Source organism: Micromonospora phytophila, assembly GCF_023656545.1.
In the GTDB taxonomy this organism is placed as follows: Bacteria; Actinomycetota; Actinomycetes; order Mycobacteriales; family Micromonosporaceae; genus Micromonospora; species Micromonospora phytophila.
In genome coordinates this window covers 24,435-37,933 of sequence record NZ_JAMOKF010000005.1, presented here as the reverse complement: position 1 = coordinate 37,933, position 13,499 = coordinate 24,435, and the positions used below count along the sequence as shown (strand labels likewise).

The window sequence follows — 13,499 nt, the reverse complement described above, 5'->3', positions numbered from 1 at the left end:
AGGTCCTGAATGGACGTGCGGCATGCCGGTTGTGATCCGGTTGCCGGTCATCCCTTCGCCGCTGTGCGCGGCATGCAGTGGTGCGGCCACAGCCAGGGCCGGGTCAATCAAGTAACGCTCGACCGCGTCCCGTGTTCGGGAGGGTCAGACCCCCAGCGACCTCGGGTCCTGGCTGTGTCCGGATCAGGCTCACGCCGGTCGGGTGCTCAGGGCGCGGATATGCCCGTCGCGCAGCCCGTAGAACACCAGCGTGAGTAGTTTCCGGCCGGCGGCGACCTTGCCAATGTTCGATCCGCGGCGGGCGCCGACTCGGATCCGGGTCGCGCCGACCGGGCCGCGGCTGAGCCGTTGCACCGCCTCGATCGCAGCCCAGCGCAGCAGCGGACTGCCGTGTTTGGTGATCTGGCCCCGGCGCACGGTGGTGTCGGATTCCCGGTGGCGTGGGGTCAGCCCGGCCCAGGAGCACAGCTGCTGCGGGCGGTGGAAACGGCTGACGTCACCGATGTCGGCAACGAAGATCGCCGCCAACACCGGGCCGACACCGTCGATGGCCTGCACGGCACGGTATCCCGGATGCGCGGCGAGTTTCGCTGCGGTGCGCCGAGCGACCACGTCGATCTCGAAGTCAAGGGCCTCGATCAACCTGCGCAGCGACACGATCCGTGCGTGGTAAGCCGGGTCCAGACGCAGATCATCGAGGAGCTTCCCGCCCGCCGTGCCGAACAGATCCGACATCGGCACCATGACGCCCTGCTTGCCGAGCACCGCATGGACCTGCGCTTTGAGTCCGGACCGCAACGCCACAAGTTTGCTGCGATGACGTACCGCTTCCCGCAGCTCCCGCACCGCTGGCGGCGCGATCCACGCCTCCGGCAACCGCCCCATACGCAACAGATCAGCCAGGTCCGATGCATCGCGCACATCGTTCTTGACCCGCCGATAGGCGAACCCTTTCACACCCAACGGGTGGGCCAGGTGCACCACCGCGCCGGCGTCCTGGAGCACGTCGACCGCCCAGTACCAGCCGTAGGTCGCCTCCAACACCACCTCGGGTGCTTCACCGGCCTTCGCGATCTCCAACCCCAACGTCAGCGGACCGTTGTCAATCCGCACCGTCTCGAGGTGCTCCCCGGCCTGCGTCATCCGCACGATCACCGTGCGTCGCCGATGCAGATCGATACCGACGATCTGCTTTCCGTCATACTCATCCACAGGGGCCTCCATCGTCGTGGTGGACGTAGACAGCCCAAGCGAACATCGCAACTGGGTGACTGTCACGGGGAGGCGAGGCCCCGCCTCTTCATCGCATCAAGGAGTCTTCCGGGCTCACACGGGGCACAAGACACCGTGAAACGTCGGGCAACTAGCCATCAACGACGTGAGCCCGGGAGCGAGCGTGACCAGCGTGCCGACCAGGTCGCCGCAGGTCACGGGAGTGCCCATCTAAGTTCCGCCTCAACGTCTGACACTCGGGCTGGGTGACCAACTGGGTGAGGACGGGCGCGGGCAACGCCGGACGTTCGTGGACTCCGGTGGACCGTTCGAACAAGACAGTCCCGTTGCTGGCCCAGCTCATCGACGGCTGGTGGTTCCTTCGGGACGAAGCAGTCACGGAAGCATTCGTGAGGGCAGCAGGGCTGACGGCCCAGATCGCACCCCGGGTCCCGCCCATTACCGTGCGGACGACCCTGCTGCCTGCCTGCCAGCCAGTCTGCCAGGGGACGTCTCTGTTGCGGGCAGGGAGGCAGCCGAAATAGCCGATGGCGGTTGACACCGTGCGACAGCAGTCAGCACCGAAGCAGCGCTCAGGAATGCAAGGGCGCAGCAAGTGACACCCGACGATGCACCGCACCCGCGTTCACGCGGAGTGCTCCGCGACTTTGCGCAGCAGCCGACCGCGTTCTATCTCACCTGGCAGGGGAGTATGCGCAGGTCAAGGCGGTAAGGAGCTGCTGGATGCCTCGGCCTTGCAAGTGGGAGCAGGTTGGGTGCAGGTCGGCGAAGTGGTCACCGCGCCCGAAGAGCTCACCGAGCCCGGATGGAGCGGAGGGCTTTGACCTGCGGTGATGCGGGCGAGCGGTCCGGCGTGACCTCCCAGAGAAGACCGAAGTGTTCAGGCTTCGCTGCTCCCGGCCCGCGAGCCCTCCTGCACACGATCCGGCCCCTGCCTCGACCCGCTCGACATCGTTTCGCGCGGCACTACCTCGAGATGGCCCTGGCGATGCTCGTCGGGATGAGCTTGCTCGGACCCCTGGAACCGTGGCTGCTCGGCGCCGGCTGGGTCGACCTGCGGGCCGCGCCCGAGTTCGACGCCCCTGGTGATAGCCCACAACATGACCGTCGCGATGGTCGCGTGGAGGCTCTGGCGCCGGCACATCGGATTCCTGTTAACCGGCGCGTTCCTGACCTCGGGCCAGGTGCTGATGTTCCTCGCGATGGCCGCCGTCATGCTGCGCCACGTCGAGGAGTACGGCAGCCCCACGCATCCGCGCGGAGCGCGACTCGATCCCTCTGTGCCAGTCCACGGCCGAATACCGATGCGACGACGAGGTGAGTACCCCAGATGCCGACTTCAGTCACGTCTAGCAGCACGACGGTCGCCCGGGGCGGCCACGCACGGTGGGGCCCGCATGACCGGCGTAACGTGCGCAGGATGGCGCGGCGCGATGAGTCGCGCGGCGTTGACAGGTCAACGCTGTTGAGAAGCCTGCAGGCACGACACGGAAGGCATTGATATGCCGGCACTGATGGTCGACTACATCACCTCCCTGGATGGGTACGGTGCGGCCGAGGGCTGGCCCGGCTTGTGGGGCCTGGGGGGTCCGGAGTACTTCGCGTGGCTCGGCGAGGACGCCAAGAGTGAGTACACCCTGCTGATGGGGGCGAACACGTATCGCTTGTTCGCCGGCTTCGCCAAGTCCGGCCAGGAGGGGATCGAGGAGCTCGCGGCCACCCCGAAGGTCGTGTTCTCCCGCACCTTGGCTGCCCCGCTGAGCTGGGCCAACACGACGCTGGTCGATCAGGACGCCGTGGAGGTAGTCCGGTCAATGAAGCAGGACGGTCAGTTTCCGCTGCGCACCATCGGCAGCCCCGGCCTGTGCCGGTCACTGCTGAAAGCGGGGCTGGTTGACCGGTACCGGGTGGTGGTGTTCCCCGTCGTCAACGGGGTGACCGGCAGGGACCGGATCTACGACGGATGGCCTGACGTGGCGCTGCAGATGGTCGACTCGCGCACCTTCGACGGCAGGCTCCAACTCTTGGAGTTCGTTCCCACCGTCCTGACCGGTCCCCCGGGGTCGGCGACGGGCTGACAACTGCGCTGTCACGAATCCGCCATGACCCACTACGCCAGCGCCTGGCCGCCGGCGACACCCGTACCGAAGCCCTCCGCCGCCTCAAAAGATGCCTCGCTCGCATCGTCTGTCAACACCGTCAAAACCAACCCTTCGATCACGGCAGGCACCTCATTCCGGCCGCGGCTTGACATAGGAGAGAACCGGTGTCCATCAGACTCGAGAACGTCGGCATCGCCGTCCGCGACCTGGAAGCCACGATCGCCTTCTTCACCGACCTCGGCCTGACGGTGCTCGGACGCGCCCGGATCAGCGGCGAGTGGGCTGACACCGCCGTGGGTCTGGACGGCAACACCGCCGACATCGCCGTGCTCCAGACACCCGACGGCAACGGTCGCATCGAGATGTTCCAGTACGTGCACCCGGACGCGATCGAAGCCGAGCCCGTCCAACCGAACACCATCGGCATGCACCGTGTCTGCTTCGCCGTGGACAACATCGACGCCGCCCTCGAGGTCGCCGCCAGGCACGGCTGTCACCCGCTCCGCGGCGTCGCCACGTACGAGGATGTCTACAAGCTCACCTATCTCCGCGGCCCCAGCGGCATTCTCGTGATGTTCGCCGAGAAGCTGCAGAAAGCGGATTGACCGCGAACCCCTGGGCCCGCCCCCACCTGCCGCCGGTGACGGCGTCCATCGTTCAGACGGTCCGGCCCTGGGGCAGGGCGTCCGTGTCGTACCCGCGACGGAGCTGGACCCGGCGAGCTCATCGGGCGGCCCACTCCTACGACACCGCATCCTGCTCGGCTGACGTTGCCCTCCGTCACCGCCGTGAGTGAGACAGCCGAAAGTTGAGAAAGAGCCGTTCACGAGACGGCCCCCTTCTCGGAGGCCTTGGAATCTAGGAAGAGTTCGAGGGCCTCGACGACGAGGCGGTGGTCGTCGAGTTGGGGCAGTCCTGAGACGGTGACGGTGCCGACCGGGCCGGTGCCCCTGAGGATGATCGGGAAGCAGCCGCCGTGCGCGGCGTACAGGGCCGCTTCGAGGTGGGATTGTTCCTCGAAGGTGGTGCCGCGGTCGCGGTAGGTCTGGCCCACGAGGTAGGAGCTGTGTCCGAACCGGCGGACGACGCGGATCTTGCGTTCGATCCAGTCGTCGTTGTCGGCAGAGGTGCCGTGCAGTGCGTAGTGGAAGAGTTGGTGGTCGCCGAGGCGGATGTCGACGGTGACAGCGTGGCCGCGCTCTCTGGCCAGCCCGACCAGGCGAGTTCCCAGGGCCCAGGCGTCGTCATGGTCAAAGCGGTCGAACTGGAGGCGTTCTTCCTGCTCCTGAAGCTCCGGCGTCACGGCGTACCGTTCCCTTCCTCGATCGTCAGAACGATCTAAGCAGAGGAAGAACCGGCGAGCGGAACGTTCATCGTGCCGTACGTCCATAAACAGATCGGGGTCATGCCGGCATCCGCTTCTGGCGCGATCCGCGTGTCACGCAGCGTGACTCGACGCCGGTGGGCCGCCGCTCAAAACTGCCGAGATGAGTACACCGATCATGACGGATGGCGTTGAGGTTGACATGCAGCGAGATGCCGATGCGCAGTTGGCGGGGAACTTGACACAGGTCATCACCGCCGGGAGAGGATAAGGCGTGAGGGCAACCCTTTCGACGCCGCCTGCCATCCCCGCCGGAACCCTCGCCGCCGGCCCGCAACCGATGCTTTCCGCCCCGGGTGGCCTGCTCTTGCGACCCTGGGAGCCTTTCGACGCAGCAGTTTTCCTCGCTGCTTACCAGGACCCCGAGATCCAGCACTGGCACACTCGCCAACCCGCATCTGAAGACCAGGTCCGTGAGTGGTTCGATCAGTATCGCCAGGCCTGGGCGCAGGAGACGGGCGCGAGTTGGGCGGTGACCCGCGGCGGCAGTGAGGTGCTGGGGCGCATCGCCATGGGCGGAATGAATCTCGATGACGGTGTCGCGGGGTGCGCATACTGGGTGCTCCCGGCCGCCCGTGGAGCAGGTGTGGCCTCCCGCGCGCTGACGGCCTTGAGCGTCTGGGCACTGGGCGAGGCCGGTTTCCACCGTCTGCATTTGGATCACTCGACCCGCAACAATGCCTCCTGCCGGGTCGCCGTCAAAGCCGGTTTCCTCCTGGAGGGCACCAAGCGCAGCGACGCCGTCCACTCCGACGGCCGGCACGACATGCACCTGCACGCCCGCATCCGAGGCGACGAGCAACTCGCCTGATGTCGGCTTGCCTCAGCAGTCCACCGGAAAAGGGGGCTTCGATGAGTGAACTACTCGGCCTGGCTCGGCGCCTGGCGGCTCCTACGGCTGAAGAGCGTGGCGATTTGCTCGAAAATCTCCTGCAGGAATTCGTCGAGGAACTGACATTCTCTTCCGCCGAAGACATCGTCAATATGTTGCGGACGATGCTCCAGCAAGATTGGATGGGGCTGCCGCCATGGGCGCGGAACCTGGCATTCCGGTTGGCCTGTCTTCAGCGTCCGGATGATGCGGAGTTGCTGCGGGTGGCGGCCGCCGACCTGATTGCATTCGGTCCGGACTGGAACGACGTGGCGCGCGGTCTCCAAGCAGAGGCCGATCGCATAGAGGCGGCGTCCGGAGATTGATGCGAAGCTGCGGCCCAAGCAGGTATTGCCCTTATGACAGTTCGTCGGCGGACCGACGCACTGTCATGCCGCCGTCCGTGCGCGCTGTCTCAGGACATCGGTCACGCTGAGTGAACATCAGCCTCGGTGCTGTTCCTTGGCAGACGCGGCGAAATGAAGCGCCAAGGCGCCGGGGACGCCGCGGTCGCCGCCGGGATCGGGGAGCACGTGGGGAGCAGCCGGGTGCGCTGAACGGCGTTGAACTGCATCCAACAGCACGCAACGGCCCTTAACTGCACCCGCCGCCACCTGCTGCTTCTCGTTTCCGCAGGTCAGAGTGGGTGCAGCGTCCTGCTTCACGCCGAAGAGGTCACTGGTTCAGCTGTGTAACTCATCGACGATGATTGCGATGACTGGCACCGGTGCGGGTCGACGACGAGCTGGCCGGGGTGCTGAGCGTGCTGGACACCGCCGTGTCGACGACCCGTCGCGGTTGCGGCACCCTGATCCTGCGCGGTGAGCTGACCCGGGCCGGGGAGACGGTGCTCAGCACGACGTTCCGGGCCTGTTCGGACGCCGCCCGTAGCGCCTCGGCCGCACGACGGGACGCGCCATGACCGTCGGCGGCCCCAGGGCGGCAACCCGGGCGGACTACCAGTAGTTGGGCTGGTCCAGCAGGCCGCGCTCCGGCCGCGGCGCTGTGAACAATGTAACCAACATGGTCTAGACGCCGGTAAATCTTGTTAGGGTTTCCCATTTCTTCATGCCGCCACCATTGAAGAAGGGGTCTGTTCAAATGCATATCGTGGACACCGCACGCTATCCACTGGCCGACCCGGGAAGCGACGCATGGGAACGCGTCGTTTCCCGAACGCGCACCGAACTGCGCGACATCGGGTGCAGCGTGCTGCCGGAGTTCATTCTGCCGAGCAGGTGGGAGGCGCTGCGGCGGGAAGGCGCCGGGGTCGCCCCGCTGGCGTACTACGACGTTGAGGAAACCAACGTCTACAACATCGCGTTCGACGACGACCTGCCGGCCGAGCACCCGGGCCGCATCGTCATGCAGCGCGGCAACGCGTTCGTCCCGCGCGACCGGATCCCCACCGACAGCGTCATCCACCGGCTCTACATCGACCCGTCGTTCGTGCGCTTCGTCGCCGCCTGCTTCGAACTCCCGGAGCTGCACCAGCTCGCCGACCCGCTGTCCGGCCTGGTGCTCAACGTCGTGCAGCCCGGCATGGAGCACCCGTGGCACTTCGACACCAACGAGTTCACCGTCAGCATGCTGACCCAGGAGCCGGAGGAGGGCGGCGTCTTCGAGTACTGCCCGAACATCCGTTCGGCGGGCGCGGAGAACTTCGGCGCCGTCCGTTCGGTGCTCACCGGCGCCGACCGCTCGCCGGTGCGGGCCCTGACCCTGCGCCCCGGTGACCTCCAGCTGTTCAAGGGCCGGTACGCGCTGCACCGGGTGAGCGCGGTGCGCGGCGCCACCGCCCGGCACTCAGCGATCTTCGCCTACTCCGAACGCCCCGGCGTGATGGGCAGCGTCGCCCGTACGCGGCAGCTGTTCGGCCGGGTCCTGCCCGCGCACCGCGACGCCGAGCGCAATGCCGTGCGAGTCGACCAGTTGCTGGATTAGTAATCGCGAGGAGCCGCCCCCGTGCGTTTCGACCGGACCGGAAAAGTTTCCCTCGACGGCATCTACACGCAACCCGATCCCCGCGCCTATTTCACCATCCTGCGTGAGCTCGACTATTACATTCCCCAACTCGCCAAGCCCTATTTCCAGCAAATCATCGGGCAGTACCGCCAATCGCGGCAGGTGCCCGTCCCGACCGTCGTCGACGTCGGCTGCTCCTACGGCGTCAACGCGGCGCTGCTGCGCTGCGACGCCACCATGGACGACCTGTACGACCGCTACGCCGGCGCCGAGTGCACCCGGCAAGCGCTGCTGGAGCGCGATCGTGAGCTGGTCCGGGCGCACCGGTCCCCGGCCCGGTTCGTGGGGCTGGACGTGTCCCGGCCGGCGCTGGGGTACGCATCGGCGGCCGGGTTCCTCGACGACGCCGTGCAGGCCGACCTGGAGGCGCGCGAACCCACGGCGCGGCAGCGCGCCCTGTTCGCCGGTGCCGACATCGTGATCTCCACCGGATGCCTCGGCTACGTCACCGGCCGGACGCTCGTGCGCGTGGTCGGCTCACGCCGGGACCGGCTGCCGTGGATGGCGCATTTCGCGCTGCGGATGTTCCCGTTCGAACCGATCGCCGACAGCCTCGCGGCCCTCGGTTACGACACGGTGCGGGTGGACCGGACGTTCCGGCAGCGCCGTTTCGCGTCCGACCGGGAACAGCGGCAGGTGCTGGAGACGATGTCCGCCGTCGGCGTTGATTCGGAGGGTCTGGAGGCCGACGGCTGGTTGTACGCTCAGCTCTACGTTTCCCGGCCCATCGGCACTCCCGACCCGTTGACCTTTGACGTTGACCAGTCACTGACCCAGAAGGCCGCCCGATGAGCAGCGATTTCGAGGAGACCGAGTGAGCACGTTCGAAAATGAGGACACGCTGCCGCGGGTGCCGTTGCCCGCGCTGGAGGACACCTGCGCCCGGTTCCTCGAGTGGTCTGCGCCGCTGCTGACGGAGGAAGAGTTCGCCGACACCGAGGCCGCGGTGCAGGAGTTCGGGCGGGCCGACGGTCCGGGGCCGAAGCTGCACGCCGATCTGGTGCGGTACAACGCGGATCCGGCCACGCACAGCTGGTTGGACACGTTCTGGCCGGCGCGCTATCTCGGTCGCCGGGACCGGATCGCGTTGAACGCCAACTTCATCTTCCTGTTCCGCGACACGCCGTTGCGCGGGTTCGCCGAGCCGCAGGTGGAGCGCGCGGCGAGGCTCATCGCCGCCGCCGTGAACTACAAGACCCAGCTCGACGACGAGCGCATCCCGCCGATCGTGACGCGCGGGCAGGCGTTGTCCATGGAGCAGAACAAGTTCCTGTTCTCGACCACCCGCATCCCGGGGCCGGTGCAGGACACCGTCCGAGCGCCGTACACCGACGAGATGCCGGGCCCGTCGACGGCGCGGCACATCGTGGTGTTCCAGCGCGGCAACGCGTTCCGGATGGACGTGGTCGGGCCGGACGGGCGCCCGTACTCCCTCGACGACCTGGCGGCCGGCCTGCGTGAGGCGCAGAAGGCCGGTGCCGCGTGGGCCGCGACGGCCACCGCGGCCGGCCATCTCACCACGATGGCCCGGGCCGAGTGGGCGGCGGCCAGGGACCGGCTGGCGGCACTGGATTCCGATAACGCCGCCGCGCTGGACACCATCGAGACGGCGCTGTTCTGCGTGTGCCTGGAGGACCTGACGCCGGCCGACGACCTGGCGGCCTGCGACCAGCTGCTGCACGGCGACAGCGGCAACCGGTGGTTCGACAAGGCGGTGTCGCTCATCGTGTTCGCCGACGGCACGGCCGGCATCAACGTCGAGCACTGCGGGCTGGACGGCACCACCATCCTCAGCTTCGTCGACACGATGCTCGCCGCGTCGCCCGAGGAGCACGGCGCCCAGTCGGGTGCGGCGGCGCAGGGGGTGCCGACGATCGAGCCGGTCACGTTCGTGCTCGACGACGCGCTGCGGGCCGACATCGCCGCCGCGGCACGGTCGTTCGCCCAATACGGCGCGGACACCGCCACCGTGACCCTGTCCTTCGACGAGTTCGGGGTGGACGAGGTCAAGCGGCTGCGGATGTCGCCGGACGCGTTCGTGCAGGTGGCGTACCAGCTCGCGCACAAGCGGGCCAAGGGCTTCATCGGCACCACGTACGAGTCCATCGCCACCCGCCAATACCTGCGGGGGCGGACCGAGGCGATGCGCGTCGTCACGCCCGAGGTGCTGCGGTTCGTGTCCGCGATGGACGATCCCGCCGCGTCACCCGACGAGCGGCGGGCGGCGTTCCGGGCCGCGGCCGACAAGCATGTCGAACGGGCGAAGCAGTGCCAGGCCGGTGCGGCACCGGAGCAGCACCTGTGGGAGCTGCAGCTGATCCAGAAGCGGCGTGGGGCGGCGCTCGGCGTGCCCGAGTCGTCCCGGCTGTACGAGACGCCGGGGTGGCTCAAGATGCGCGACGACTACCTGAGCACCAGCTCGGCGCCGTCGACCAGCATCCGCTACTTCGGGTTCGGGGCCACCAGCAGTCGCTGCATCGGGATCGCGTACGTGCTGCTGCCGGACCGGTTCAATCTGTACCTCAGCACCCCGCGCCCGGTCGCAGGCATGATGTACACGTTTGCCGACCGGCTCCGCGAAGCGTTGCGTGAGCTGCGCGACCTGCTCGACGAGCGGTAGCCCGGCTCACGTGCCGTCCGCGGTGCCATCGTCTTTCCACGTCGCCTTCGATACGATCCGGGCTTTTCAGCTCGCCATCGCCATCGGCGGCCATGCGCGAGAAAGACTCGAAACCGCCCGCCGGCGGACGATCTGTTGCAGCTTCGTGACGCGGGCGCAGCGCTGACCGTCGGAATGGAGACTATGGGCGACGCCAGCAGCGAGGACCGGGAGGAATGGCGGTGAACGCCCGCATGCGATGGAGACTGGCCGTCCCGCTGATCGGCCTGAGCCTGCTGATGACGGTCCCGGTCATCTACGGCACCTGGGTGTTCTGGTCCGATTTCGGAAACACCTATCGGTCGCTCAGCATCATCATCTGCCTTGCTCTGGTGGCACAGCTGGCGTTGGCAGTGTCGATCGGCGTACGGCCGACCCGGGACGTGCCCTGGCTACGGATCGGACTGATGGCGGTCACCTTCTTGGTGGCCTGCGGTGTCGCTGCGGTGCGAAGGTCGGTCTGACATGATCCGCACCGCAGCGCGTCGTTACTGCTGCCGATCAGACTCTGTGGGCCCTTGTAGGAGATGTCGGATGAGCCGTCGAGTGTCCCGCTCACTGGCCGCGCTGCTGCTCGTGCCTGCCCTGGCCGCCTGCACGATCGTGCACACTCGGCAGTCCTCGCCGGGCTCTGTCTTGAAGCTGACGCCGCGAGAGGTGGCGGACGGCGTCACGGTACGCCAGGCCCGGGTCACCGTCCCCGACCGGTACGACAAGCCGTACGTCGAGTTCGGTGACCGCGACCACGGCTACGCCCTCTTCGCCTCCTGCGCTGGGAGACCTCCCGGGCCGGGCTGCCCCGCGCTGCTCTTCGCCACCGCGGACGGCGGGCGGTCCTGGCGCCGGATCCCGCATCCGCAGCCGTTGGGGAAGAAGCAGCAGCTCCAGGTCACGGTGGATGTGCCGGTCCTCTTCGTGGCGGGGGACGGCTGGTACTACTCGCTGAACGGACGCAGCTTCCAGCATGCGCCCGGAGCGACTCCACCCCCGGTCGTACGGGCGCTGCGAAGCTGGGTCCAGCTGGACGACCGGACCGGCGGGGTGGTCGGGTGGTACGCCGGCGTCTGGCGACCGCTGCCGGTGCAGCCGCCCCTGTCCCGTCCGCAGGCGGTGTACGGCAGTGACGGCCTGGTGTTGGCGGCCTCGGTCGCCGACGGCCGGCCGCTGCTTGCCGTCTCGTTCGACTCGGGCGTGCACTGGCACCGGCCCCGGGTGCCGAACCCCGACGGCGAGATCAATGCGATCCGGGTGGCGCCGTCGGTACGCGGCGACGTGTGGCTGATCGGAGAGCGGCGGGATCCGGCCCAGCTCCCGGCCCTGTGGCACTACGACGGCGCCTGGCGACCGGTGATGATGGACCGGTATCCCGAGCCCTTCGTGTCGCTGGTTCCCTTCGGCGAGAGTCGACTGGCGGTAAGCGGTCCGGACGGTGGGGGTGTGGTCATCGACGACAGCGGTCACTACGTCGACAAATCGTGGCCGCTGCGAGGGGACCATCGGCTGACGCTCCTCTCTGACGGCACGCTGTTGGCGCGCGGACCAGATGACGTGCTGCTCGGCAACACTCCGGACGCCGCTCAATGGGTGCGGGTGGTGCTGGAAAGGCGCAGGCTCCCGCTTGAGGAGTGAGCCCTCGAATCATCAGGGATGCCATCGATTGGAGCCCGGCATCCACCGGGAGGCGGCGCCGGTTAGCACTGCGGCGTCCCCGGCACCGGTAGGCCCGCAACGGTTGGCCGCGGCAGCCCGAGGCGCGGTCAAAATGCTCCCAGATGGACGCGGTTTACGAGAACCTTCACGCATGTGGCGTCAGCGGACGATGTGCAGGCCGTCATTGATGCCCCCGCGGGCGTCGAGGTAGCCGCTGATCCGGTCCAGGGCCGCCCGGTACGTCTCTCGCCGCCGGTCGACGGTCGGGAGCCGGGCGAGGTCGAGGACCCGGATGGTGGGCTTGAGGGACAGCCAGATGGGAATTGCCTCCGCTCGGGTGACGGTCCATTGGCGGTTGGACTGTTCGGTGAAGGTGAACTTGGCCAGGACGCCTTCGCGGTTGGCGTCCTTGGGGAAGTCGTGACGGGCGAGGGTGTTGCCGACGCCGTAGGCGATCCATTTGCCGCCGACCTTCTCGAAGGGCTGCACAACGTGGGCGTGGTGGCCGATGATCAGGTCGATGTTCGGGTCGGCGATCAATTCCTTGGCCCAGTGCACCTGCTTCCCGTCGGGGGTGTGGACCATTTCGGTGCCCCAATGAGCGGACAGGACGATGATCTGCGCACCGGCCTTGCGGGTCGCTGCGGCGGCCTTCTTGATGGCGGGCACGTCGATGCGATTGGCCAGCCACGGTTTGTCCGGCGGCGGCGTCTGGCCGTTGAAGTGCATGGTCCAGGACAGGTGCCCGATCTTGACGCCCTTCACCCGGTAGATGGTGGGGGTGGCCTGTGCGGCGCTGCTGCGGAAGGTGCCGGTGTGACTCAGCCCAGCTGCGTCGAGCGCGTCAAGGTTGGCGTAGACGCCCTGCTCGCCCTGGTCGAGGGAATGGTTGCTGGCCGTCGAACAGGTGTCGTAGCCGGCGGTCTTGATGGCCGGTGCCAGGTCGGTGGGGGCACGGAAACGGGGGAAGTCCGCCGGCGCACCGGGACCGATGGGCGCCTCCAGGTGGCAGATGGCCAGGTCAGCGGACTCGACCGCGGGTCGGATGGGGGCGAATATCGGGTCGAAGTCGTAGCCGGGCCGCCCGGTCTTGACCGCGTCGGCGTGGGCCTGCTGCCAGGTGGGTGGGTGCACCAGGATGTCGCCGGAGCCGAGGACGGTGACCTGCCGGCCGCCCCCCGGGGCCGCCGACGCGGAGGTGCCGACCAACCGGTCGCGGAGGATTTCTTCGCGGGCTGCCCAGACAGCGGGGGGTGCGGCGGCCAGCGCGGCGACGAGCAGGAGGCGGATGACGGAAAGGCGCACGGTCGGCTCTTCCCGATCAGAGGCGGATGATGCCGCACGCCGCCGTCGATGACTCGCCGGTGTGCCGCTGAGGTTGCCTCGGGCAGGCAGGGAACTTCCGGCCCGACGATGCCTGGTCCCAGCACATGCTTGACAGATCCGTCCCAGCACACGCATGACAGGTGATCCTGGAAAGGGTTGGCTGGTTGCCACCACCGCAACGACCACCGCAACGACAGGCACCCACTCCGGCCAGGCGAAGAGGCTGGCGAGCGCCGCGACCGCGCCAGG

General features: G+C 67.9%; 14 protein-coding genes. 10 read left to right on the top strand and 4 right to left on the bottom strand.

The features are described 5' to 3' along the window. Positions 1-189: 189 nt before the first annotated feature. Positions 190-1,212, bottom strand: a complete 1,023-nt coding sequence (locus tag NCC78_RS01805; RefSeq protein WP_250791290.1) for an IS110 family RNA-guided transposase — start codon at positions 1,210-1,212, stop codon at positions 190-192. Between the two features lie 901 nt (positions 1,213-2,113). Then, a complete protein-coding gene (locus tag NCC78_RS01800; RefSeq protein WP_250791289.1) occupies positions 2,114-2,449 on the bottom strand; it encodes a hypothetical protein in 336 nt (111 codons plus the stop codon). A 298-nt stretch (positions 2,450-2,747) separates the two neighbouring features. On the opposite strand from NCC78_RS01800, the gene NCC78_RS01795 reads away from it, so the two are divergent. Together NCC78_RS01795 and NCC78_RS01790 are read left to right on the top strand one after the other, a co-directional pair. After that, entirely contained in the window at positions 2,748-3,311 is a 564-nt protein-coding gene (locus NCC78_RS01795; protein ID WP_250791288.1) for a dihydrofolate reductase family protein, read from the top strand. A 188-nt stretch (positions 3,312-3,499) separates the two neighbouring features. After that, positions 3,500-3,940 carry a VOC family protein gene (locus tag NCC78_RS01790; protein ID WP_250791287.1) on the top strand — a complete coding sequence of 147 codons (441 nt, stop codon included), beginning with the start codon at positions 3,500-3,502 and terminating at the stop codon, positions 3,938-3,940. Between the two features lie 218 nt (positions 3,941-4,158). On the opposite strand, the gene NCC78_RS01785 is transcribed toward NCC78_RS01790, so the two are convergent. Beyond that, positions 4,159-4,638, bottom strand: coding sequence for a heme-degrading domain-containing protein (locus NCC78_RS01785; RefSeq protein WP_250791286.1), 480 nt, complete (start codon positions 4,636-4,638; stop codon positions 4,159-4,161). A 295-nt stretch (positions 4,639-4,933) separates the two neighbouring features. Here NCC78_RS01785 and NCC78_RS01780 point away from each other — a divergent pair, with 295 nt between their 5' ends. From NCC78_RS01780 to NCC78_RS01745, 8 genes are all read left to right on the top strand, one after another. Then, positions 4,934-5,530 (top strand): GNAT family N-acetyltransferase, encoded by a 597-nt coding sequence (locus tag NCC78_RS01780; protein ID WP_250791285.1) that lies wholly within the window; start codon positions 4,934-4,936, stop codon positions 5,528-5,530. 41 nt (positions 5,531-5,571) lie between these two features. Beyond that, on the top strand, positions 5,572-5,916 hold the full coding sequence (locus tag NCC78_RS01775; RefSeq protein ID WP_250791284.1) for a hypothetical protein: 345 nt from the start codon (positions 5,572-5,574) through the stop codon (positions 5,914-5,916). A 401-nt stretch (positions 5,917-6,317) separates the two neighbouring features. Beyond that, positions 6,318-6,512, top strand: coding sequence for a hotdog family protein (locus tag NCC78_RS01770; protein ID WP_250791283.1), 195 nt, complete (start codon positions 6,318-6,320; stop codon positions 6,510-6,512). Positions 6,513-6,691: 179 nt separating this feature from the next. Beyond that, positions 6,692-7,534, top strand: a complete 843-nt coding sequence (locus tag NCC78_RS01765) for a HalD/BesD family halogenase (RefSeq protein ID WP_250791282.1) — start codon at positions 6,692-6,694, stop codon at positions 7,532-7,534. A 21-nt stretch (positions 7,535-7,555) separates the two neighbouring features. Next, positions 7,556-8,407, top strand: coding sequence for a hypothetical protein (locus tag NCC78_RS01760; RefSeq protein WP_250791281.1), 852 nt, complete (start codon positions 7,556-7,558; stop codon positions 8,405-8,407). Between the two features lie 22 nt (positions 8,408-8,429). Next, positions 8,430-10,235, top strand: coding sequence for a choline/carnitine O-acyltransferase (locus tag NCC78_RS01755; RefSeq protein ID WP_250791280.1), 1,806 nt, complete (start codon positions 8,430-8,432; stop codon positions 10,233-10,235). Between the two features lie 215 nt (positions 10,236-10,450). Then, the gene (locus NCC78_RS01750) at positions 10,451-10,738 is read left to right on the top strand and encodes a hypothetical protein (protein WP_250791279.1); all 288 of its coding nucleotides are present in this window, start codon (positions 10,451-10,453) and stop codon (positions 10,736-10,738) included. A 70-nt stretch (positions 10,739-10,808) separates the two neighbouring features. Beyond that, on the top strand, positions 10,809-11,903 hold the full coding sequence (locus NCC78_RS01745; RefSeq protein WP_250791278.1) for a beta propeller repeat protein: 1,095 nt from the start codon (positions 10,809-10,811) through the stop codon (positions 11,901-11,903). A gap of 180 nt (positions 11,904-12,083) precedes the next feature. Here NCC78_RS01745 and NCC78_RS01740 read toward each other — a convergent pair whose 3' ends face one another. Then, positions 12,084-13,229 carry a CapA family protein gene (locus NCC78_RS01740; protein WP_250791277.1) on the bottom strand — a complete coding sequence of 382 codons (1,146 nt, stop codon included), beginning with the start codon at positions 13,227-13,229 and terminating at the stop codon, positions 12,084-12,086. Between the last annotated feature and the right edge of the window lie 270 nt (positions 13,230-13,499).